This window comes from Streptomyces sp. NPDC101152, from assembly GCF_044768275.1.
Classification (GTDB): Bacteria; Actinomycetota; Actinomycetes; order Streptomycetales; family Streptomycetaceae; genus Streptomyces.
Genome location: NZ_JBIWPO010000003.1, coordinates 257,602 through 279,535 on the forward strand (window position 1 = coordinate 257,602; position 21,934 = coordinate 279,535).

16 protein-coding genes and 1 pseudogene are annotated in these 21,934 nt (G+C 70.1%); 6 read left to right on the forward strand and 11 right to left on the reverse strand.

The genetic code is table 11. The annotated features are described in order from the left end of the window. The first annotated feature begins 2 nt into the window (after positions 1-2). Positions 3-1,952: an alpha-glucuronidase gene (locus ACIRVK_RS05760; RefSeq protein WP_404244137.1), complete on the forward strand. Its 1,950-nt coding sequence runs from the start codon at positions 3-5 to the stop codon at positions 1,950-1,952. A 12-nt stretch (positions 1,953-1,964) separates the two neighbouring features. On the opposite strand, the gene ACIRVK_RS05765 is transcribed toward ACIRVK_RS05760, so the two are convergent. Genes ACIRVK_RS05765 through ACIRVK_RS05785 form a run of 5 tightly spaced genes read right to left on the reverse strand, consistent with a single transcriptional unit; the run spans position 1,965 to position 8,220 of the window. Continuing rightward, positions 1,965-3,965 (reverse strand): beta-galactosidase, encoded by a 2,001-nt coding sequence (locus ACIRVK_RS05765; RefSeq protein ID WP_404244138.1) that lies wholly within the window; start codon positions 3,963-3,965, stop codon positions 1,965-1,967. Continuing rightward, positions 3,962-4,684 (reverse strand): hypothetical protein, encoded by a 723-nt coding sequence (locus tag ACIRVK_RS05770; protein WP_404244139.1) that lies wholly within the window; start codon positions 4,682-4,684, stop codon positions 3,962-3,964. Before ACIRVK_RS05770 ends, ACIRVK_RS05765 begins: the two co-directional genes overlap by 4 nt. Beyond that, a complete protein-coding gene (locus ACIRVK_RS05775; RefSeq protein ID WP_404244140.1) occupies positions 4,681-6,336 on the reverse strand; it encodes an extracellular solute-binding protein in 1,656 nt (551 codons plus the stop codon). Before ACIRVK_RS05775 ends, ACIRVK_RS05770 begins: the two co-directional genes overlap by 4 nt. Before the next feature lie 37 nt (positions 6,337-6,373). Continuing rightward, positions 6,374-7,246, reverse strand: coding sequence for a carbohydrate ABC transporter permease (locus ACIRVK_RS05780; RefSeq protein ID WP_404244141.1), 873 nt, complete (start codon positions 7,244-7,246; stop codon positions 6,374-6,376). After that, entirely contained in the window at positions 7,240-8,220 is a 981-nt protein-coding gene (locus tag ACIRVK_RS05785; protein WP_404244142.1) for an ABC transporter permease, read from the reverse strand. The genes ACIRVK_RS05780 and ACIRVK_RS05785 overlap by 7 nt, the downstream gene beginning before the upstream one ends. Before the next feature lie 227 nt (positions 8,221-8,447). On the opposite strand from ACIRVK_RS05785, the gene ACIRVK_RS05790 reads away from it, so the two are divergent. Continuing rightward, complete coding sequence (locus ACIRVK_RS05790) at positions 8,448-9,455, forward strand: acetylxylan esterase (protein WP_404244143.1); 1,008 nt, start codon at positions 8,448-8,450, stop codon at positions 9,453-9,455. Positions 9,456-9,700: 245 nt separating this feature from the next. Here ACIRVK_RS05790 and ACIRVK_RS05795 read toward each other — a convergent pair whose 3' ends face one another. Further along, positions 9,701-10,501 carry a helix-turn-helix domain-containing protein gene (locus ACIRVK_RS05795; protein ID WP_404244144.1) on the reverse strand — a complete coding sequence of 267 codons (801 nt, stop codon included), beginning with the start codon at positions 10,499-10,501 and terminating at the stop codon, positions 9,701-9,703. Positions 10,502-10,572: 71 nt separating this feature from the next. On the opposite strand from ACIRVK_RS05795, the gene ACIRVK_RS05800 reads away from it, so the two are divergent. Both ACIRVK_RS05800 and ACIRVK_RS05805 read left to right on the forward strand, forming a co-directional pair. Beyond that, positions 10,573-11,403: a phytanoyl-CoA dioxygenase family protein gene (locus tag ACIRVK_RS05800; RefSeq protein WP_404244145.1), complete on the forward strand. Its 831-nt coding sequence runs from the start codon at positions 10,573-10,575 to the stop codon at positions 11,401-11,403. Further along, the gene (locus ACIRVK_RS05805; RefSeq protein WP_404244146.1) at positions 11,400-11,687 is read left to right on the forward strand and encodes a hypothetical protein; all 288 of its coding nucleotides are present in this window, start codon (positions 11,400-11,402) and stop codon (positions 11,685-11,687) included. The genes ACIRVK_RS05800 and ACIRVK_RS05805 overlap by 4 nt, the downstream gene beginning before the upstream one ends. Before the next feature lie 54 nt (positions 11,688-11,741). On the opposite strand, the pseudogene ACIRVK_RS05810 reads toward ACIRVK_RS05805, so the two are convergent. The 4 genes and pseudogenes from ACIRVK_RS05810 to ACIRVK_RS05825 form a co-directional block, all read right to left on the reverse strand. After that, positions 11,742-13,235, reverse strand: a pseudogene (locus ACIRVK_RS05810) (sensor histidine kinase). Between the two features lie 228 nt (positions 13,236-13,463). Beyond that, positions 13,464-16,181, reverse strand: a complete 2,718-nt coding sequence (acnA, locus tag ACIRVK_RS05815) for an aconitate hydratase AcnA (RefSeq protein WP_404244147.1) — start codon at positions 16,179-16,181, stop codon at positions 13,464-13,466. Between the two features lie 214 nt (positions 16,182-16,395). Continuing rightward, positions 16,396-16,923 carry a hypothetical protein gene (locus ACIRVK_RS05820; RefSeq protein WP_404244148.1) on the reverse strand — a complete coding sequence of 176 codons (528 nt, stop codon included), beginning with the start codon at positions 16,921-16,923 and terminating at the stop codon, positions 16,396-16,398. After that, positions 16,910-19,279: an ATP-binding cassette domain-containing protein gene (locus tag ACIRVK_RS05825; RefSeq protein ID WP_404244149.1), complete on the reverse strand. Its 2,370-nt coding sequence runs from the start codon at positions 19,277-19,279 to the stop codon at positions 16,910-16,912. The genes ACIRVK_RS05820 and ACIRVK_RS05825 overlap by 14 nt, the downstream gene beginning before the upstream one ends. 167 nt (positions 19,280-19,446) lie before the next feature. On the opposite strand from ACIRVK_RS05825, the gene ACIRVK_RS05830 reads away from it, so the two are divergent. Further along, the gene (locus tag ACIRVK_RS05830; RefSeq protein ID WP_404244150.1) at positions 19,447-19,644 is read left to right on the forward strand and encodes a DUF4236 domain-containing protein; all 198 of its coding nucleotides are present in this window, start codon (positions 19,447-19,449) and stop codon (positions 19,642-19,644) included. A 64-nt stretch (positions 19,645-19,708) separates the two neighbouring features. Next, positions 19,709-21,238 (forward strand): helix-turn-helix domain-containing protein, encoded by a 1,530-nt coding sequence (locus ACIRVK_RS05835; protein WP_404244151.1) that lies wholly within the window; start codon positions 19,709-19,711, stop codon positions 21,236-21,238. 412 nt (positions 21,239-21,650) lie between these two features. On the opposite strand, the gene ACIRVK_RS05840 is transcribed toward ACIRVK_RS05835, so the two are convergent. Continuing rightward, complete coding sequence (locus ACIRVK_RS05840) at positions 21,651-21,827, reverse strand: hypothetical protein (RefSeq protein WP_404244152.1); 177 nt, start codon at positions 21,825-21,827, stop codon at positions 21,651-21,653. Between the last annotated feature and the right edge of the window lie 107 nt (positions 21,828-21,934).

Genomic DNA, 21,934 nt, shown 5'->3' on the forward strand with positions numbered 1-21,934 from the left:
CGATGCCGCTTCCCGTGCCCGTCCTGTCCGAGGGCGTCGACCCGGCCTGGCTGCCTGAGGAGGCGTTCCGGGCGGTCGGCGGCCGGCGGGTCCTGATCCGCGGATCGGGCCCGCTGGTGGAGACGGTGCACGCGGAAGCGGCGCAGGCCTGCGCCCGGTTCGGCGGGTCTCTCGTGTCCGACGACCCGGATGTCGTACTGGAGTCGACGGGCGAGGACGGGAGCGAGGCGTTCACGCTCGGACACCGTGACGGTCGTACGACGGTCACGGCGTCCGGCGGCCGCGGGCTGCTGTACGGCTTCTTCCACGTCGTACGGCTCGGTGAGGCGGCGTTCCGGGGTGAGCGGCACCCGGAGACGCACCGGCCCGCGGTGGCGGTGCGGATGCTGGACCACTGGGACAACGTGGCCGTGCACCCGGTGATGGGCCAGGTGGAGCGCGGGTATGCCGGAGGCTCGCTGTTCTGGGCGGACGGGCGGGCCCGCGGGGACCTGGAGCGCGTGCGGGCGTACGGCAGACTGCTGGCGGCCTGCGGGATCAACGCCGTGGCCGTGAACAACGTCAACGTGCACGCGACCGAGGCGCGGCTGCTGACCGACCGGATCGGCGAAGTCACGGACCTCGCCGGGGCGTTGAGGCCGTACGGCATCCGCACCCACCTCTCGGTCACGTTCGCGGCACCGATGGTGCTCGGCGGCCTGGAGACGGCCGATCCCCTCGACGAGGGGGTGCGGCGGTGGTGGGCCGGGGCGACGGCGCGGGTGTACGAGGCGATCCCCGACTTCGGCGGCTACGTCGTGAAGGCCGACTCTGAGGGGCAGCCGGGGCCGTTCGCGTACGGCCGCAGTCACGCGGACGGCGCGAACATGCTGGCCGCGGCTCTTCAGCCGCACGGCGGGACGGTGCACTGGCGGGCCTTCGTCTACGACCACCGCCAGGACTGGCGGGACCGCACGACGGACCGGGCACGGGCCGCGTACGACCATTTCGTGCCGTTGGACGGGGCGTTCGCACCGAACGCCGTGCTGCAGGTGAAGCACGGGCCGATGGACTTCCAGGTGCGGGAGCCGGTGTCGCCGCTGGTCAGTGCTATGTCACATACCCCTGTCGCGGTGGAACTGCAGGCCACGCAGGAGTACACCGGCCAGCAACAGCACGTGTGCTGGCTCGGCCCGATGTGGAGCGAGGTGCTCCGGTTCGGTGCCGAGGACGGGCTGCCGTTCGAGGAGCTCGTGGCCGTGTCCAACGTCGGTGACGACCCGTTCTGGACCGGGCACCCTCTCGCCCAGGCCAACCTGTACACCTTCGGGCGGCTGGCCTGGCGGCCGGACGCCGATCCCGGTGCCGTCCTCGACGAGTGGATCGGGCTCAGCTTCCCGGACGCCCCGCGGCGGCTGGCCGGCGGTCTGCGCCGCGTGCTCGCCGGCTCGTGGCGGACGTACGAGAAGTACACGGCCCCGCTCGGGGTGGGCTTCATGGTGCAGCCCGGACACCACTACGGGCCCAGCGTGGACGGCTACGAGTACAGCCCCTGGGGCACCTACCACTTCGCCGACCGCGACGGGATCGGCGTGGACCGCAGCCGCGCGACCGGCACCGGGTACACCGGGCAGTACACCAAGCCGTGGGACGAGGTGTACGAGTCGCCCGAGACCTGCCCGGACGAACTCCTGCTGTTCTTCCACCACGTGCCGTACGGGCATGTCCTCAAGAGCGGCAGCACCGTGATCCAGCACATCTACGACACCCACTTCGAGGGCGTCGAGGAAGTGGAGACGGCCCGCGAGGTGTGGGACTCGCTCGCCGGCCTCGTCGCGCCGGCGCGCCACGCTCGCGTCGCGGAGCGCTACGAGGAGCAGCTAGGCAGTGCCCGCGAGTGGCGCGACCAGATCAACAGCTACTTCTTCCGCAAGTCCGGGGTGCCGGACGAGCGGGGGCGGACGATCCACTGAGGCGAGCACGGATTACTGAAGGCGCAGCACGGCGACACCGCGCGGGTCGAGGGCGATCGGGTCGCCACTCTGCACCTCTTTGCCGGTGAGCAGGTCGGTCGCGGTCGCGTGGGCCGTCAACCGGACTGGTTCCGCGGTGTGGTTGAGGAGGAAGAGGAGCCGGGTTTTGTCGGGGGCGACCCGGTTCGCGGTCTCCAGGCCCTCATGGCCCGCGTACGGGCCGATCAGGTCGTGGCGGGCCAGGATCCGGCGCATCACCCGGTCGACGCCGGGCTGGTCGAGGGCGGTGGCGACGTACCAGCCGTCGCCCGCGCCGAAGGGGTGCCGGGTGACGGCGGGAGTGCCGGCGTAGAAGTCCGCGCCGTACGTGGCGACCGGCTCGGCGTCGCGGGGCAGCACGAGCTCGAAGACGAATCGGGCCTCGGCGGCCAGTTCCGGGACGGGCTGGACGAACTCCGGCGGGCGGGCGTCCCATTCGTCGACGCGGATGCCCATGAGGGCGGCCAGCGGGCCGGGAACGTCGGTGAGGAAGGCCCGGTCGTGCTCGTCGACGCGGCCGGAGAGGAACGTCGTCAGGACGCTGCCGCCCCGGGTCGCGACCGCTTCGAGGCGCTCGGCGAGGTCGCCCTTGACCAGGTGCAGGACGGGGGCAAGGACCACGTCGTACTGGGTGAGGTCGGCCGTCTGCGGGACGACGTCGACATCGGCACCGGACTCGCGGGCGGCCCGGTAGTAGGCGTGCACGACCTCCTGGTACCTGACCAGCCGGGAGGGGCCGTCGGAGATCTCCAGGGCCCACCAGCTGTCCCAGTCGAAGAGCAGGGCGACGCGGGCGGGGGTGCGGGCGCCGAGCGTCGCGTCGCCCAGCAGTTCCAGATCGCTTCCGAGGTCCGCGACTTCATGGAACACCCGGGTGTCGTCCCGGCCGGCGTGCCCGATGACCGCTCCGTGGTACTTCTCGCAGGCGCCCCGCGAGGCGCGCAGCTGGAAGTACAGGGCGGCGTCGGCGCCGTGGGCGACGGCCTGGAAGGTGGCCAGGCGCAACTCCCCCGGTCGGCGCAGGGGGTTCACGTCACGGCAGGCCGTCGTCGACGGGGTCTGTTCCATCAGCCAGAAAGGGGCGCCGTCCTTCAGCCCCCTCATCAGGTCGTGGGCGAGGGCCGACCAGGTCGGCGGGGCGTCGAGGGGCGGGTAGCTGTCCCAGGAGGCGAAGTCGAGGTGGGGCGCCCAGCGGTGGTAGTCGAGAGGGCGGAAAATGCCCATGAAGTTGGTGGTCACGGGCGTCTCCGTGTCGTGCCGCCGGATCGCCTCCTTCTCGGCGAGGAAGCAGCCGAGCAGGGCGTCGGTGGTGAAGCGGAAGTAGTCGAGGGTGGTGCCCTGGAACGCGGTGTGGTCGGGGCCGCGCCAGTGCTCGGTGAGGGCGTTCGGGGGTTCGATCTGGTCCCAGTCGGTGTAGCGGTGGGACCAGAAGGTGGTGCACCATGCGTCGTTGAGGGCGTCGAGGGTGCCGTACTTTCCGCGCAGCCAGTCGCGGAAGGCCTCGGCGCACAGCTCGCAGTAACAGGCGCCGCCGTACTCGTTGTTGATGTGCCAGGCGACCAACGCCGGGTGTCCGGCGTACCGTTCGGCAAGGCGGTCGGCCAGTGCGGTGGCGAGGCGACGGTAGGCGGGTGAACTGGGGCAGAAGTTGTGCCGTTGGCCGTAGCGGTGACGACGGCCCTCGAAGTCGGTGCGGCCCACCTCGGGGTACTTCCTGGCGAGCCAGGGCGGGAGGGCCGCTGTGCCGGTGGCCAGGCAGACCTCTCTGTTCTCCGCGGCGGCACGGTCGAGGACGCGGTCCAGTACGGCGAAGTCGTAGGTGTCCTCGGCGGGTTGGGTGAGGGACCAGGAGAAGACGCCGACGGTGAGGCTGTCGATGCCGGCCTTCGTGAACAGGCGGTGGTCCTCGTCCCAGACCTCCTCGGGCCACTGCTCGGGGTTGTAGTCGCCGCCGTACCGGATCCTGCCTGTCATACGGTGAAGTCCTCCTGGGTCTCGGCGATCACCGGACGGCTGCCGTACAGCAGGGAGAGCAGGAGCGGGGCGGCCAGCAGGGCGGGCAGGGCCTCGGTCAGCAGGGCGGTCAGGCCGGCCGTCAGCACGAGCAGCGAGGCCGCGGCGAGGGTGGCCCGTGCGTGCCGGAACAGGAAGTACGCGGCGAGGCGGGCCGTGTCACGGGTGCGGAAGGTGAACAGGGAGGTCAGCACGAGAGCGTGGGCGCCCCAGAGGAGGGAGCCGGCGCCGATGCCGGCCAGCAGGACCGCCCACCAGCCGGGCAGGCCGGTCGCCGCGAAGTGGGTGAGCGTGAACGCGATGACGGTGAGCCAGGCGAGCAGCGGCCCCCAGAGTTTCAGCGCCGGGAGGGCGTTCAGGCGCCAGCCGCGGACGTAGGTGCGGGCCGGATGCAGGTCGGTGAGCTCGCGGTCACGGTGGCGCAGGGCGTACAGGGCGGCGGAGAGGGCCGGTCCGAGCGGAAGCAGGCACACCGCGGCCAGGGGGAGGTTGGAGGGGTCGGGGCCGAGGAGGAACAGGGCGACCAGGCCCGGTGAGGCCGCGGCGAGCAGCAGGGTCTCGACGGTGAGGAGGGTGTGCAGCAGGGCGGCGGCGCGGGAGAGCGGACCGTCACCGAAGGAGGGGCGAGCGCCCTGGCGCCAGGCGTCCGGGAAGGCGGCGGCCGGTTCCTCGGGGGTCACCCGTTCTCCTTCCGGTACCGTTCGTACGCCTTGTTGTGCAGGTCGACGAGCTGCTGCATGTTCTTCGCCTTCAACTCGCCGACGTAGGAGCCCCATTCGGACATCGGGCGCTTGCCGAGGATGAACTGCAGGGTGTTCTGGGTGACGTGGTCCTGCAGCGGGGTGCTCCAGAGCGAGGCCTGCTCCTGCTCGGCGGACTGGAGCGGGTGGGGCGGGTCGATGGGCAACTGCCTGCGCTGGGACATGGCGTCCTGGAACTTCTTCTCGTCCGGGCTGAAGGAGGAGGAGACCAGGGCCCAACTGCCGCCGTAGGTGAAGACGCCGTTGAAGAAGCCGTAGTCCTTCTGCAGGTCCTTGCGGGCGCTCGGGTCGGAGCCCATGAGGCTGATGCCGTCCCTCAGCCGGTACCGGCCGCCGGAGTAGGTGTACGTGACGCCCTCCACGCCCCACTTGGAGAAGCGCTGGCCCTCGTCGGAGTACCAGAGCCAGTCGACGAACTGCATCATGGCGACGAAGTCGTCGCTCGCGAGGGCCTTCTTGGAGACCATGATCCCGTTCTCCAGCCGGATGCCGCCGAGCACGACGGGACCGGCCGGGCCGATCGGCACCGGGATCATCTCGATGGTGGCGCCCTTGACCTGCTTGGTCAGGTTGTAGCGGTACGTCTGCACCAGTTCCTGCGGGTTGGCGCTGATCGCGAAGGACTTCTCGCCGAGCAGCTTCTGGATGGCCTGGTCGTCGGTCTGGGTGAAGCTCTCCGGATCCATCAGCTTCTCGGCGACGAGGGTTCTCAGGTACTCGATCACCTGTCGGTAGGCGTCCGTCGCGCCGGTGAAGACGAACTTCCTCCCCGTCGAGTCGAAGCTGATGTTGTCGTAGGACCAGCCGGCCCGCACGCCGTACGCCTGACCGAGATAGCCCTGCAACGCACCCACCGCGAACGGGGTGTTGGTGCTCCATCGGTCGGAGAGCGGGTAGCGGTCGGGATACCGCTGCTTGATCGCCCTGAAGACGTCGTGGACCTCGTCCCAGGTGGTCGGCAGGCTCAGGCCCAGCTTGGACAGGACATCGGTACGGAAGGCGAGCGAGTAACCGGACCTGGGCTTCTCGTGCAGGCCGGGCAGGAGGTAGTACTTTCCGTCGGACTGGCGGATGGAGTCGAGTTCCGGCTCGAGCTTCCACGCCCGCACCTTGGCCTGGAAGTTGGGCATCAGGTGGACGTGGTCGCTGACCGGGAGGACGGCGCCGGAGGACACGAAGGCGACCTCGGAGGGGTGGTACGTCTTCGGGACGAGGAAGGGCGCGTCACCCGAGCCGATGAGGACGCTGCGCTTCTTCTCGTAGTCGGCGAGGGGGACGTCGACGGGCTTGAGCGTGACGCCGGTGCGCCGGGTGACCTCCTTCCAGAACAGCCAGCTCGCCTTGTACGGGTAGCCCGGGTTGTCGTTGTGCAGCATCGAGAAGGACAACGGCCTGCTCGCCTTGAACTGCTGGCCGACGCGGTACTCCTTCATCGCGCCGTTCTGCTTCTTCGACAGGTCCTTGGAGTCGCCGCCGTCCGACCCGCTCCCGCAGCCGGTGAGGGTGGCGAGGCCGACGAAACCGGCGGCGGCGAGGATCTGACGCCGCGACAGCTGTCCTTCGTTCTTCACGGAGACTCCTTTGTTCCGCAAGCGAGTTGACGTGGTGTCAGCCCTTGACGGCGCCGAGCGTCACGCCCGAGACGAAGTAGCGCTGGACGAACGGGTACACGCAGAGGATCGGCAGCGAGGTGAGCACGATCGTGACGGCCTGGATGTTCGCCCCGACCTGGGTGAGGTCGGCCGTCGCGGCGCCCGCGTTGGTGCCGCCGGTGGCTCCCGCGATGAGGTTGCGCAGATAGACGGTGACCGGCATCAGCTCGGACCGGTCCATGTAGAGGAAGGCCCCGAACCAGGAGTTCCAGAAGGACACCGAGTAGAACAGCACCATGGTCGCGACGACCGCCTTCGACAGCGGCAGCACGATCCTGAGCAGGATGCCGTACGTGCTCAGGCCATCGATCTGGGCGGCCTCCTCCAGCTCGCCGGGCAGGCTCTCGAAGAAGGCCTTCATCACCAGCAGGTTGAAGACACTGATCGCGTTCGGGAGCGCCAGCGCCCACACCGTGTTCTTCAGGCCGAGGCTGCTGACCAGCACGTAGTTGGGGATCAGGCCGCCGGTGAAGAACATGGTGAACACGGCGATCCCGACGAGGAGGCCGCGCCCCCTGAGGTGCTTCTTCGACAGGACGTAGGCGTAACAGGTCGTCAGGACCATGGCCACGGCGGTCGAGACGACCGTGTAGTACACGGTGTTCCCGTAGGAGCGCCAGAACACCGTGTCGTGGAAGACGATGTCGTACGTCGTGAGGTTGAACCCCTTGGGCCACAGGGTCACTTCCCCGGCCCGGATCTGCCGCTGCCCGCTGAAGGAGCGGGCGACGATGTTGACGAAGGGGTACAGGGTCACGATCACCACGAGGGTCAGGACGACGCCGTTGACGCCCTGGAAGACGCGGTAGGAGCGGCTCGGTCTCACCACAGGCTCGTCCCGACCGTGCGGCGGGAGAGCTGGTTGGCGGTCGTGATCAGCACCAGCCCGATGACCGCCTCGAACAGGCCGATGGCGGCGGCGTAACTGAAGCTGTTGGACTCCACGCCCATCCGGTACACGTACGTCGAGATCACGTCGGCGGTCGGGTACGTCAGGGGGTTGTAGAGCAGCAGGATCTTCTCGAAGCCGACCGCCATGAACGTGCCGATGTTGAGGATCAGCAGCGTGATCATGGTGGGGCGGATGCCGGGCAGGGTGACGTGCCAGATCTGCCGCCAGCGGTTCGCCCCGTCGATGCGCGCGGCCTCGTAGAGGTCCTCGTCGATGGTGGTCAGGGCGGCGAGGTAGAGGATCGTGCCCCAGCCCGCGGTCTGCCAGACCTCCGAGCCGACGTAGACGGTGCGGAACCAGCCGGGTTCCTGGATGAAGCGGATCGGGTCGTGGCCGAGCCGGCCGAGGACGTGGTTGACGGGGCCGTCGGTGGCGAGCATCTGCAGGGTGATGCCGGCGACGATCACGATCGACAGGAAGTGCGGCAGGTACGACACCGACTGCACGAACCGCTTCAGCGAACGCCGGCGCACCTCGTTGAGCAGCAGCGCGAGCACGACCGGGATCGGGAAGCAGAAGACGAGGGTCAGCCCGCCCATCCACAGGGTGTTGCGGAAGACCTGCCAGAAGGTCGGGTCGGTGAGGAACATGCGTACGTAGCGCAGCCCCACCCACTGTTCGCCGAAGATCGAGCCGCCCGGCTCGAACCGCCGGAAGGCGATGATGTTGCCGATCATCGGCAGATAGCGGAAGACCAGGAAGAACAGCAACGGCAGGACGGCGAGCGAGTACAACTGCCAGTCCCGGCGCAGTGCGCGCCGCAGACCGCCGCGCCGGGCGGGGCGGGGAACGGGCCTCGGTGGTGGTTCCTGGGTGCCGGGCGGAGAGGCCGACGTGGTGGTGGTGCTCATGCTCGGTCCTCCCGTGGGGCGGAGAAGTGCCGAAACTTTCGAGCTCTTACCGGTAACTTCGCGGCAACCTAAGGGCACCCAGAAAGCGCTGTCAATGGGTAACGCAGGAGAGAACCGAGGAGCACGGGGCGTGTTGGAACCTCTGAAGGACGGGTAAGGACACGGGAGTTCACCCAGCACGCTCCCGCAAGTTTCCCTGACCGGACCGACTCCTGCGAGGTGCCGTCGTGCCCGCGTTCGACCTGCCGCCGACCGAACTGGAGCGCTACCGCCCCGAGCTCGAAGAGCCCGCCGACTTCGACGCGTTCTGGCGCGAGACGCTCAAGGAGGCGGCGCAGCACGACCCGTTGGTGTCCGTGCGGCCGGTCGACAGCGGTCTGCGGCTGACCGAGACCTGGGACGTGACCTTCCGGGGCTTCGCCGGGGATCCGGTGCGCGCCTGGTTCAGCCGGCCCGCCGGGGCCCCAAAACCGCTCCCCGCGGTGGTCGAGTACGCCGGGTACGGCCGGGGTCGCGGGCTCCCGCACGAGCGGCTGACCTGGGTGAACGCGGGGTACGCGCATCTCCTGATGGACAACCGCGGCCAGGGCGACCTGTACGGCTGCGGCGGCGACACGCCCGATCCGCAGGCCGGGACGGCGCCGGGCGGCCCCGGCGCGGCGGCACGGGGCCTGCTGTCGCCGTACGACCACCACCACCGCCGCCTGATCACGGACGCGGTGCGCGCGGTGACGACGGTGCGGGCGCTGCCCGGCGTGGACGGGGCCCGGGTCGCGGCGGTGGGGAACAGCCAGGGCGGCGGACTCGCCCTGGCCGTCGCCGGGCTGGTGCCGGATCTGGCCGCGGTCCTGGTCACCGCCCCTTTCCTGTGCGGCATCCGACGGGCCCTGGACCTCACGGACGCGAGCCCGTACGGCGAGATCACGGCCTACCTCGCCGTCCACCGGGGCGCCGCGGCGGCCGCGTACCGCACGCTCGCCCACCTGGAGGGCGTCTCCTTCGCGCGCCGCGCCCATGCCCCGGCCCACTTCGGGGTGGGCCTGCGCGACACGGTGTGCCCGCCGAGCGGGGCGTACGCCGCCTTCAACCGGTACGCCGAACTCAGCGGCGCCGACCCCCGCCGGGAGATCCTCGCCTATCCCCACAACGGCCACGAGGGCGGCGACGCGGTGCATGTGCGACGCCAACTGGACTGGATGCGCGAGGTGTTGCCGGTCCCGCCTCAACCGACCTAGTGCCGCGGCAGGCAACGTTTGCCCGGTAAGGAGCGGCGTCCGGGGCGTCCTCTCGGCGTGCCGGACGAAAGCCCTCGTACTGGACGTACTTGGGGTTTCGGCCGGTGCGGCGAGAGGGCGTGCCGGGCGTCGCGACGGGGCAAACGTTGCCTGTCGCGGCACTAGAGCGGGGTGGGTGCGTCCCGGGACGGCGGGTTCCGGTCCGCCGCCTACTGGGAGCGCTCCCACCCCGCGTGCTGCGGAAGTTAGCGCGATTGGGGGCGACTGTAAACCGGCGACGCGCGCAGGGTGCGGGGTGAGGCGCCGAGTTCGCGGCGGCAGGTCTTGTTGAAGGCCTGGAGGTCCGGGATGCCGACGGAGGCCGCGACGGCCGGGATGGAGAGGGTCGTGGCGCGCAGGAGGTGCTGAGCGCGGGCCATGCGGCGGGCGCGGATGTAGGCGACGACGGTCTCGCCGGTGGCGGTGCGGAAGAGCCGGGTGAGGTGGTTGTGCGAGACACCGGCGACGCGGGCGACGGCGGGGACGGTGAGGGGATCGGCGAGGTGGGCCTCGATGTGGGCGATGGCGGTGGTGACGGCGGGATGCGGGCCGGTGCCGTCGGTGTGCGGGCCGGGAGCGGTCAGGTGGGCCACGCGCCAGAGGGCGGCCCAGACCTCGGCGGTGGCGCGAACCGGCGTACTGGGCCAGGCGGCGAGTGCCTGCTGGAGCTGCGCGGTCAGGGCGGGCAGCTGGGTCCCGGCGTCCTGCATGACGGGGATGGTGCGGGGCGTGCCGGTGGCCGGCAGGCGGAGGTGGGCGTAGAGGTGCTCGGAACGGCCGCGGTAGCGGTACCGGGTCGTGGCGCCGGGCGGTACGAGGCTCACCCGGCCGGGCCGGACGGGGTGCGGGGTGCCGTCGACCGTGAGGTCGGCCTCGTAGCGGTAGAGGTGGAGTTGCCACAGGTCGGGGAGGCGGAAGACGTCGGTGTGCCCGGCGGGGCCGTGCACACCGACGCCGACGCTGGCGAGCACCGGCGGGGCGTCGAGATGGGCGACGGCCGACTCCATGGTGAGAAATTACCAGTAGTGGTGAACGGGGCCAACGCCCCGGAGGGCCCCGGCTGCCTAGCGTGCTGGGCATGAAAGTCACAGAACACTTGCTGAGTTCGGTGGACATGGCCCGTTTCGTGGCGCACGGTTCGCTGCGCATGGACGCGGTGGTCCCGGCGGAGATGAACGCCGAGGCGCTCGAGGTGCTGGGCGCGGGCGTGGCGCCGGTGCCGTACGGCACGCCGGTGTCGACGGCGTACCCCGAGGGTTCCTTCGCCCGGCGGCTGGTGGAGCTTCCCGAGGTGGCGGGGGCGCTGCACAGCCTCGTCGGGCCGGAGCCGGCGGTCGACCACCACTTCGTGCACATCAGGGAGCCGCGTGGGGGTGAGGCGCAGCCGCTGCACGGGGACGCGATCATCGACGTGCGGCCGGACGCCTTCGACGTGCAGCTCATGTACTACCCGCAGGAGGTGACGCTGGAGATGGGCGGCACGCTGAGCGTGCCGGGCAGTCATCTGCGGCGGACCAACGAGAGCGACACCGGCCGCTACCAGAACCTGCGCGGGCAGGTCCGGCTCACGTGTCCGGCCGGGACCGTGGTGTTTTTGCACCACGGGCTCTGGCACGGCGGACGGCGCAACGACAGTGACACGCCCCGCTACATGTTCAAGATCCGGTTCAATCCGGTGGTCCGGCAGCGGCGGCTGTGGGACACCTCGGACCTGGCGGATCCGCGGGTGCGGGAGGAACTGGACACGGTGTTCCCGTGGTACGAGACGGCGACGGGCCGGCTCGAGCGCTACAACCGGATCCTGCTGTGGCGGGCGCTGACCGGTGACGACTCCTTCGACCTGGACCACTGGGTGACCCGGGTCTCCAACCGCCCGCAGGCGGACGCCCCTCGGGAGGTTCCGGCATGACCACGGCACCCGAACTCCGGCAGCAGGTCCTGGTCCTTTACCTGGCCACGTCGGCGCTGGACTCGCCCGTCGTCGGCTGGTCGGTCTACGACGGTACGGGCCGCACGCGGCCGACGACCGGGGAGAGCGACGAGCCGCCGTACGAGACGGGCCTGGCCGCCCTGCTGGACGGCTGGCGGCTGTTCCAGGCGGCGCAGCTCATCCCGCCCTACCCGGGTGGCGAGTACGACGTGTCCTTCCTCAAGCACGAGTTCTTCTTCGAGAAGCTGTCGGCCGCGAGCTAGCGCCGCGGCAGGCAGCGTTCGCCCCTTACCGGGCAAACGTTGCCTGCCGCGGCACTAGCGGCACTCCGCGCAAGCCGTCGGGTGTCGGGCGGGCCTGGGGGCGGGTGCCGGGAGGGTGATGGTGAACTCGGTGTGTCCCGGTCCGCTGTCCACGTCGATACGGCCTCCGTGGGCTTCGACGATCGCCGCCGCGACGGCGAGGCCGAGGCCCGATCCGCCCGCCGTGCCCGGCGTACGGGCGCGGGAGGTGTCGGCGCGGGTGAAGCGTTCGAAGACCCGGGGCAGGAGTGCGGGCGGGATCCCCGGCCCGTCGTCGCGCACGCGGATCAGACAGTGCTCCCCCGTCGCCTCCACCTCCGCCACCACCGTCGTGCCGGCGGGCGTGTGCGTACCGGCGTTGACCAGCAGGGCGCCGACCGCCTGGCGCAGGCGCGTCTCGTCGCCGACGACCAGGGCGGGGGCGTCGTCCAGGCGCAGCGCGAGCCCCCAGTGGTGGCCGTCGCCCGCGGCCCGCGCGTCCCACAGCGCCTCGGCGACCACCGCCGCGAGGTCGACCTCGCCCGACTCCAGGGGCCGGCCCTCGTCGAGGCTGGCGAGCAGCAGCAGGTCCTCCACCAGCCCCGTCATCCGTGCCGACTCCGCCGACACGCGGCGCCAGGCCAGCACCGGTTCGACACGGTCCGTGCCGCGGTTCATCAGTTCGGCGTAGCCGGCGATGGAGGCCAGCGGGGTGCGTAGTTCGTGGCTGGCGTCGGCCAGGAAGCGCCGCATGCGGTCCTCGCCACGCTACCGCTCGGCGAGGGCGGACTCCACGTGGTCGATCATCCGGTTGAGCGCGGAACCGACCTGACCGGCCTCGGTGCCGGGGTCGGTGTCCCGGGCGGGGACGCGGAGGAGGCCGGTGGCGGCCTGGCCGTTGTCCAGCCGGCTGCGGGACAGTTCGGCGGCGGTGGCGGCGACCCGGCGAAGGGGGCGCAGTTGTGCTCGTACGACGACGGCGCAGACGACGACCGCGACGGTCAGGCCGAGCGCGGCCACGGCGAACTCGGCTGCCAGCAGCGCGCCGATGGTGTGCTGCACGTCGGCCATCGGCAGCCCGGTCAGAACGGCGACGCCGTCGCTGCGCAGGGCGGCGATCCGGTACGGGCCGAGGCCGGGGAGCGCGCGGGTGTGTTCGCTGCCGTCGGGCGTGATGCCCCGCAGGGCGGTGCGCTGGTGGGCGGTCAGGTTCCGGGGCGGGGCGCCCGGGGTGACGATCGCCGCCGAGGCGACGGTCCCGTCCGCGTCCAGGCGGGCGGCGAGCATCCCGTCGGGGTGTCCGCTCGCGTTGAGGAACGAGAGGTCGGCCGGGTCGTCCGGGTGTGACCGGGCACCGTCCAGGCCGCGCCGCACCGCGTTGTCCACACGGTCGTCCAGACCGCCCATCAGGTAGTGGCGTTGGACGAGGACCGTGGTGAGGGCCATCACGGAGCACACGACGACGAGGGCGGCCGTGAGGAACAGGAGCAGACGGGCGCGCAGGGAGCGGGCGCGCGGGCGGCGGCTCATCTCCCGTCCCCCGCCGGGGCGGGTTCGTCGCCGACGACGGGCGTGCGGACGTGGCCGGTGCGGGTCCCCAGGGTGCCTGACATGTCTCGATCCTGTCCCGGTCTGCTGTCAGGCCCCTGTGGCCGGCCTGAGGGTGGGTGATGACATCGGGCGCCAACGGCGGAAGGGCCGCACCCCCGACATACGGGGATGCGGCCCTCACGGACCTCGACTGCCGTGCGGCGCGGACTACTTGCGGATCAGCGAGCGCAGCACGTACTGCATGATGCCGCCGTTGCGGTAGTAGTCGGCCTCACCGGGGGTGTCGATGCGGACGACCGCGTCGAACTCGACGCCCGTGTCGGTGGTCACCTTGACCGTGCGGGGGGTGGTGCCGTTGTTGAGCTCCTCGACGCCGGTGAAGGAGAAGATCTCCTCGCCGGTCAGGCCGAGGGAGGCCGCCGAGGCGCCCTCCGGGAACTGCAGCGGCAGCACGCCCATGCCGATGAGGTTGGAGCGGTGGATGCGCTCGTAGGACTCGGCGATGACGGCCTTGACGCCGAGCAGCGCGGTGCCCTTGGCGGCCCAGTCGCGGGACGAACCGGAGCCGTACTCCTTGCCCGCGAGGACGACCAGCGGGATGCCCTGCTCGATGTAGTTGCGGGAGGCGTCGTAGATGAACGACACCGGGCCGCCGTCCTGGGTGAAGTCGCGGGTGTAGCCGCCTTCCGTCCCCGGCGCGATCTGGTTGCGCAGGCGGATGTTGGCGAACGTGCCGCGGATCATGACCTCGTGGTTGCCGCGGCGGGAGCCGTAGCTGTTGAAGTCGCGGCGCTCGACGCCGTGCTCCGTGAGGTACTTGCCGGCCGGGGTGTCGGCCTTGATGGCACCGGCGGGCGAGATGTGGTCCGTCGTCACCGAGTCGCCCAGCTTGGCCAGCACGCGGGCGCCGGAGATGTCGGTGACCGGGGCCGGCTCGTGCTGCATGCCCTCGAAGTACGGGGGCTTGCGGACGTAGGTCGACTCCGGGTCCCACTCGAAGGTGTTGCCGGTCGGGATGGGCAGCGCCTGCCACTGGGCGTCGCCCGCGAAGACGTCCTGGTAGGACTTGTTGAACATGTCCTCGCCGATGGCGTTGGCCACGACGTCGTTGACCTCGGCCTCGGAGGGCCAGATGTCCTTCAGGAAGACCGGGTTGCCGTCCTGGTCGGTGCCCAGGGCGTCCCGGGTGATGTCCACCTTCATGGAGCCCGCGATGGCGTACGCGACGACCAGCGGCGGGGAGGCCAGGTAGTTCATCTTGACGTCGGGGTTGATCCGGCCCTCGAAGTTGCGGTTGCCGGAGAGGACCGAGGTGACCGCGAGGTCGTGGTCGTTGACGGCCTTGGAGACCTCCTCCGGCAGCGGGCCGGAGTTGCCGATGCAGGTGGTGCAGCCGTAACCGACGAGGTTGAAGCCGACCTTGTCGAGGTACGGCGTCAGACCGGCCTTGTCGAAGTAGTCGGTGACGACCTTGGAGCCCGGGGCGAGGGTGGTCTTGACCCACGGCTTGCGGGTCAGGCCCTTCTCCACGGCCTTCTTCGCGACGAGCGCGGCGGCGACCATGACGTAGGGGTTGGAGGTGTTGGTGCAGGAGGTGATGGCCGCGACCGTCACCGCGCCGTGGTCGATCTCGTACGTCGAGCCGTCGGGGGCGGTCACGGTGACCGGGTTGGACGGGGCGCCGTTCGGGGCGACGGCCGGGGCGTCGGAGGCCGGGAAGGACTCCTGGCCCGCCTCGTCGACGACGTCGACGTAGTTGCGTACGTCCGTCTTGAACTGTTCGGCGGCGTTCGCGAGGACGATGCGGTCCTGCGGGCGCTTCGGGCCGGCGATGGAGGGGACGACCGTGGAGAGGTCCAGCTCCAGCTTCTCGGAGAAGTCGGGCTCGGCCTTCGGGTCCAGCCAGAGGCCCTGCTCCTTGGCGTACGCCTCGACGAGCGCGACCTGCTGGTCGCTGCGGCCGGTCAGGCGCAGGTAGTTCAGGGTCTCGTCGTCGATCGGGAAGATCGCGGCGGTGGAGCCGAACTCCGGCGACATGTTGCCGATGGTGGCGCGGTTGGCGAGGGAGGTGGCGGCCACGCCCTCGCCGTAGAACTCGACGAACTTGCCGACGACGCCGTGCTTGCGCAGCATCTCGGTGATGGTGAGCACGAGGTCGGTGGCGGTGGTGCCGGGCTGCAGCTCGCCGGTGAGCCTGAAGCCGACGACGCGCGGGATCAGCATGGAGACCGGCTGGCCGAGCATCGCGGCCTCGGCCTCGATGCCGCCGACGCCCCAGCCGAGCACGCCGAGGCCGTTGACCATGGTGGTGTGCGAGTCGGTGCCGACGAGGGTGTCGGGGTAGGCCTGGCCACCCCGGACCATGACCGTGCGGGCCAGGTGCTCGATGTTCACCTGGTGGACGATGCCGGTGCCGGGCGGGACGACCTTGAACTCGTCGAAGGCGGTCTGGCCCCAGCGCAGGAACTGGTAGCGCTCCTTGTTGCGGCCGTACTCCAGCTCGACGTTCTGCTGGAAGGCGTCGTTGGTGCCGAACTTGTCGGCGATGACGGAGTGGTCGATGACCAGCTCGGCCGGGGCCAGCGGGTTGATCTTCGCCGGGTCGCCGCCGAGCTCCTTGACGGCCTCACGCATGGTGGCGAGGTCGACGACACAGGGCACGCCGGTGAAGTCCTGCATGATCACACGGGCGGGCGTGAACTGGATCTCCTGGGAGGGCTGGGCCTGGGAGTCCCAGCCGCCGAGGGCACGGATGTGGTCGGCGGTGATGTTCGCGCCGTCCTCGGTGCGGAGCAGGTTCTCCAGCAGGACCTTGAGGCTGTAGGGCAGGCGAGCCGAGCCCTCCACCTTGTCCAGCCGGAAGATCTCGTACGACTCGTCGCCCACCTGCAGCGTGCTGCGGGCGTCGAAGCTGTTCGCCGACACGACAGTCTCCTTCATTGATGTGCGCGTACCTCACCGCAATCCTGCCGCCACGACGCCTTGGCCGATCCGCTAAGGTAAGGCTAAGTTAGGTAAGCCTTACCGGGTGGCGGCTGCGGTGCTTCTCGGCAGATATCTCGATGTCGAGATAACTCTAGTACATGGGCGCTGGATGGTCATGCCCGACCTGGTGTCGGCAGCGTCACGGCACGCCACGTCACCCGAGCCGGATCCCGTACTCGGCCAGCCATCCGGCGAGTGCCTCCCGGGAGGCCGTGGCGAGGCTGCCGCCGGTGAACCGGATGTCGTCGGTGACCTCCGCCGCGCACTCCGCCGGCGGCTCGAAGGCCAGGGCCTCCTCGTCGTCGGCGAACTCGGCCTCCGCCAGGACCAGTCCCGTCAGGGGGCCGTCGAACACGTCGACGCCCAACGGGGGCACGCTCAGGCGGGTCTTGGTCAGCACCGCGGCCGGCAGCGAGGCGAGCAGGTCGTACTCGGCACGCGACAGATACGTGGTGGTGATGAGCCCCTGTACGGCGCCGGGGCGGCCGGCGGGGATCTTCTGCGTGAGCTTGAGCTCCGCTGCCCCGCCGTCCCGGCGCTCGGAGTGCCGTAGCCGCAGGCGGGTTCCCGGCAGGTAGCGGTCGGTGATCACGCGGGTGACGGTGACCGAGGAGGGAGCGGGAGGTGCCTCCAGGAGGAAGCGCCGCTCCCGCTCGACCCGGGCGTACTTACCCGCGTGCATGCCGCTCGCCGGTCACGTACCGGGCGAGGTGCTCGCCCGTGAGGGTGGGGCGGGTCGCCACCAGGTCGGCCGGGGTGCCCTCGAAGACGATGCGGCCGCCGTCGTGGCCCGCGCCGGGGCCGAGGTCGATGATCCAGTCGGCGTGGGTCATGACGGCCAGGTGGTGCTCGACGACGATGACGGACTTGCCGGAGTCGACGAGGCGGTCGAGGAGGCCGAGGAGTTGCTCGACGTCGGCGAGGTGGAGCCCGGCGGTCGGCTCGTCGAGGACGTAGATCCCGCCCTTCTCCGCCATGTGCGTGGCCAGCTTCAGGCGCTGGCGCTCGCCGCCGGAGAGGGTGGTGAGCGGCTGGCCGAGGGTGAGGTAGCCGAGGCCCACGTCGGAGAGCCGGGTGAGGACGCGGTGCGCGGCCGGGGTCGCCGCCTCGCCGCTCCCGAAGAACTCCTGCGCCTGAGTCACCGGCATCGCGAGCACCTCGCTGATGTCCCGGCCGCCGAGGCGGTACTCGAGGACCGCTGCCTGGTACCGCTTGCCCTCGCAGTCCTCGCAGGTCGTGGCCACGCCCGCCATCATCGCCAGGTCGGTGTAGACGACGCCGGCACCGTTGCAGGTCGGGCACGCGCCCTCGGAGTTGGCGCTGAACAGGGCCGGCTTCACCCCGTTGGCCGTGGCGAACGCCTTGCGGATCGGGTCGAGCAGGCCGGTGTACGTGGCCGGGTTGCTGCGCCTCGAGCCCTTGATGCCGCTCTGGTCCACCGACACGACGTCCGCGCCGGGCGGGACCGAGCCGTGGACCAGGGAGCTCTTGCCGGAGCCCGCGACGCCGGTGACCACGCAGAGCACGCCGAGCGGGATGTCGACGTCGACGTTCTGCAGGTTGTGGGCGTTCGCGCCGCGGATCTCCAACTGCCCGGTGGGCTTGCGCACCGTCTCCTTGAGGACCGCCCGGTCGGCGAGATGGCGGCCGGTCACGGTGTCGCCGGAGCGCAGCCCCTCCACCGTGCCCTCGAAGCAGACGGTGCCGCCCGCCGTGCCGGCGCCGGGGCCGAGGTCGACGACGTGGTCGGCGATGGCGATGGTCTGCGGCTTGTGCTCCACGACGAGCACCGTGTTGCCCTTGTCCCGCAGACGCAGCAGCAGTTCGTTCATGCGCTGGATGTCGTGCGGGTGCAGGCCGGTGGTCGGCTCGTCGAAGACGTACGTGACGTCGGTGAGCGAGGAGCCGAGGTGGCGGATCATCTTGACGCGCTGCGCCTCACCGCCGGACAGCGTGCCCGACGGGCGGTCCAGGGCGAGGTAGCCGAGGCCGATCTCGGCGAAGGAGTCGAGGGACTGCTGCAGCGCGGTCAGCAGCGGGGCGACCGAGGGCTCGTCGAGGCCGCGCACCCACTCCGCGAGGTCCGTGATCTGCATCGCGCAGGCGTCGGCGATGCTGATCCCCTTGATCTTCGAGGCGCGGGCGCCCTCGGCGAGCCGGGTGCCGTCGCACTCGGGGCAGGTGGTGAAGGTGACGGCCCGCTCCACGAACTCCCGGATGTGCGGCTGCATCGCCTCCTTGTCCTTGGAGAGCATCGACTTCTGGATGCGCGGGATCAGGCCCTCGTACGTCATGTTGATGCCCGCGATCTTCATACGGGTGGGCTCGCGGTGCAGGAAGTCGTGCAGTTCGCGCTTGGTGTACTTGCTGACCGGCTTGTCCGGGTCGAAGAAGCCGGACTCGATGTAGAGGCGGGAGTTCCAGCCGCCGCCCTTGTAGCCGGGGACGGTGATCGCGCCCTCGTTGAGCGACAGGGAGTCGTCGTAGAGCTGGGCGAGGTCGAGGTCGGTGACGTTGCCGCGCCCCTCGCAGCGCGGGCACATGCCGCCGGTCCGCTCGAAGGTGGCCTTCACCGCCCGCTGGGCGCCCTTCTGGACCGTGATCGCGCCGGTCGCCCGGACCGAGGGAACGTTGAAGGCGTACGCGCTCGGCGGGCCGATGTGCGGGGTGCCGAGCCGGCTGAACAGGATCCGCAGCATCGCGTTGGCGTCGGTGGCGGTACCGACGGTGGAGCGGGGATCGGCGCCCAGCCGCTGCTGGTCGACGATGATCGCCGTGGTCAGGCCGTCGAGAACGTCCACCTCGGGCCGGGCGAGGGTCGGCATGAAGCCCTGCACGAAGGCGCTGTACGTCTCGTTGATGAGCCGCTGCGACTCGGCGGCGATGGTGTCGAAGACGAGCGAGCTCTTGCCCGAGCCCGAGACACCGGTGAACACCGTCAGCCGGCGCTTCGGGATCTCGATGCTGACGTCCTTGAGGTTGTTCTCACGCGCGCCGTGCACGCGGATCAGGTCATGGCTGTCGGCGGCGTGGCTCATCGTCTCTCCAACCTCTCGGGCGGCCCTGCTCGGTCCCACGCTATGCGGCGGCCGCGGGTCGGCGCTTCTCGAATCCTGACCGCTTCCAAAGGCGGGCCGGCGGTCCGGTCATCAGTGCGGCAACTCGGGGTAACCGGACGGGAGACAGCCCCTCGGAAGGAGGCACGATGCCCCTCACGTTCCGAAAGAGTTTCCGGATCCTGCCCGGCGTGCGCCTGAACATCAACCGGCGCTCCTGGTCGATCACCACCGGCGGCAGGAACGGCCCGAGGCACACCCACAGCAGCACCGGACGTAGTACGACATCGATGGATTTGCCCGGACCTTTCGGGTGGCGGAAGACCCACACCGCCAAGCGACACTGACGGGGCATCACCCGAACGCCTGCCTCGAGATGCCCCATCTCATATCTGAGATAGCCTCAACCCCATGGCAGACGACTACCTCGTACGCATCGGCAAGCTCATCCGTGACGCCCGGCAACACCGAGGCTGGACACAGGCCCAGCTCGCGGAGGCACTCGGCACCAGTCAGAGCGCCGTCAACCGCATCGAGCGCGGCAACCAGAACATCAGCCTTGAGATGATCGCCCGAATCGGTGAAGCTCTGGAGAGCGAAATCGTCTCGCTGGGCTATGCCGGACCGATGCATCTGCGGGTGGTCGGCGGCCGTCGGCTCTCGGGGGCCATCGACGTCAAGACGAGCAAGAACGCCTGCGTGGCCCTGCTGTGCGCCTCTCTGCTGAACAAGGGGCGCACGGTGCTGCGCCGGGTGGCGCGGATCGAGGAGGTGTACCGGCTCCTCGAGGTGCTCAACTCGATCGGTGTGCGCAGCCGTTGGATCAACGACGGGGTCGACCTGGAGATCGTGCCGCCGGCCGAGCTGGACATGGCGGCGATCGACGCCGACGCGGCCGTCCGCACGCGGTCCATCATCATGTTCTTCGGGCCGCTGCTGCACCGCATGGACCACTTCAAGCTGCCCTACGCCGGCGGCTGCGACCTCGGTACGCGCACCATCGAACCGCACATGATCGCGCTGCGGCGCTTCGGTCTCGACATCGCCGCCACCGAGGGTCAGTACCACGCCCAGGTGGACCGTTCCGTGCGGCCGGACCGGCCGATCGTGCTGACCGAGCGCGGGGACACCGTCACCGAGAACGCGCTGCTGGCCGCCGCGCGGCACGACGGCGTCACCCTCATCCGCAACGCGTCCTCCAACTACATGGTCCAGGACCTGTGCTTCTTCCTGGAGGCGCTGGGCGTCAAGGTCGAGGGCATCGGCACCACCACGCTCACCGTGCACGGCGTGCCGGACATCCACACCGACGTCGACTACTCCCCCTCCGAGGACCCGGTCGAGGCGATGAGCCTGCTGGCCGCGGCCGTCCTCACCGAGTCCGAGCTGACCGTGCGCCGGGTGCCGGTCGAGTTCCTGGAGATCGAGCTCGCGGTGCTGGAGGAGATGGGCCTCGACCACGACCGCACGCCGGAGTACCCCGCCGACAACGGCCGTACCCGCCTTGTGGACCTCACCGTGCGGCCCTCCAAACTCGAGGCGCCGATCGACAAGATCCACCCCATGCCCTTCCCGGGCCTGAACATCGACAACGTCCCGTTCTTCGCCGCCATCGCGGCGGTCGCACAGGGCAAGACACTCATCCACGACTGGGTCTACGACAACCGCGCGATCTACCTCACCGACCTCAACCGCCTCGGCGGCCGCCTCCAACTCCTCGACCCGCACCGGGTGCTGGTGGAGGGCCCGACCCGCTGGCGGGCCGCCGAGATGATGTGCCCGCCCGCGCTGCGCCCGGCCGTCGTGGTCCTCCTCGCGATGATGGCCGCCGACGGCACGTCCGTCCTGCGCAACGTGTACGTCATCAACCGGGGCTACGAGGACCTGGCCGAGCGGCTGAACTCGATCGGGGCGCAGATCGAGATCTTCCGGGACATCTGAAAGCTCTCCGGATCGGTGCCGCCAAACCCCATTTGACCTGCACGAATTCGGGGACGGAAGGGGTGTGGCGGCGCCTCTGGGATTTCTCTGGGACTTTTGGCCGAGATTGAGAGCTTTCCGGTCGCTGCGCGGCAATGGAGCCATGCCCAGAGTCTTTCCCCTGTTCGTGGAGCGGATCCGGCGCGGGTTGCCGGGGGCCCTGGACGAGTTGCACAGCCTTACCCAGTGGTCGCGAAACTGCCGTGCACATCGCGCCGGTCGAAATGACCGCGCACGACTGCTCTGCCATGCCCTGCCATGCCCTCGGCCACACTGGGCTCAACTTCAGGTAAGGGGCCACAACCGCCCACACTGCCCGCATCGGAGGTCACTCTGCTCACCCCGGGTCCGTGATGTCGGGCGCCTCGCCGGCTCAAGACGGCGTATCTACGACGTCGTCGTTCTCGGTGATGCCGTCGTTCACCGCACCTGTCTTGTCGGCGGAGTCGTCCTTGACGTCACTCTCCTTCTGCCGCCTCTTCAGGGCGAGTTCCCTGGCCGCCTTCTCGGAGTACAGCCTCATCTCAGCCTCTGTCCGGTGCTCGAACATTCTTGCCTCCACCCATACGTCCGCACGGAACGCGCGAACGGCGGCTGTCACACATGCCGCGGCTCACACAACCGTTTGGAGGAATGACCAGGCAACCGAAGCTTCTG

Coding starts and splice junctions, on each gene's coding strand:
- ACIRVK_RS05800 (WP_404244145.1), top strand. CDS start 10,573: ATGAAAGTCACAGAACACTTGCTGAGTTCGGTGGACATGGCCCGTTTC.
- ACIRVK_RS05765 (WP_404244138.1), bottom strand. CDS start 3,965: ATGACAGGCAGGATCCGGTACGGCGGCGACTACAACCCCGAGCAGTGG.
- ACIRVK_RS05835 (WP_404244151.1), top strand. CDS start 19,709: ATGGCAGACGACTACCTCGTACGCATCGGCAAGCTCATCCGTGACGCC.
- ACIRVK_RS05825 (WP_404244149.1), bottom strand. CDS start 19,279: ATGAGCCACGCCGCCGACAGCCATGACCTGATCCGCGTGCACGGCGCG.
- ACIRVK_RS05805 (WP_404244146.1), top strand. CDS start 11,400: ATGACCACGGCACCCGAACTCCGGCAGCAGGTCCTGGTCCTTTACCTG.
- ACIRVK_RS05840 (WP_404244152.1), bottom strand. CDS start 21,827: ATGTTCGAGCACCGGACAGAGGCTGAGATGAGGCTGTACTCCGAGAAG.
- ACIRVK_RS05785 (WP_404244142.1), bottom strand. CDS start 8,220: ATGAGCACCACCACCACGTCGGCCTCTCCGCCCGGCACCCAGGAACCA.
- ACIRVK_RS05820 (WP_404244148.1), bottom strand. CDS start 16,923: ATGCACGCGGGTAAGTACGCCCGGGTCGAGCGGGAGCGGCGCTTCCTC.
- ACIRVK_RS05830 (WP_404244150.1), top strand. CDS start 19,447: ATGCCCCTCACGTTCCGAAAGAGTTTCCGGATCCTGCCCGGCGTGCGC.
- ACIRVK_RS05795 (WP_404244144.1), bottom strand. CDS start 10,501: ATGGAGTCGGCCGTCGCCCATCTCGACGCCCCGCCGGTGCTCGCCAGC.
- ACIRVK_RS05760 (WP_404244137.1), top strand. CDS start 3: ATGCCGCTTCCCGTGCCCGTCCTGTCCGAGGGCGTCGACCCGGCCTGG.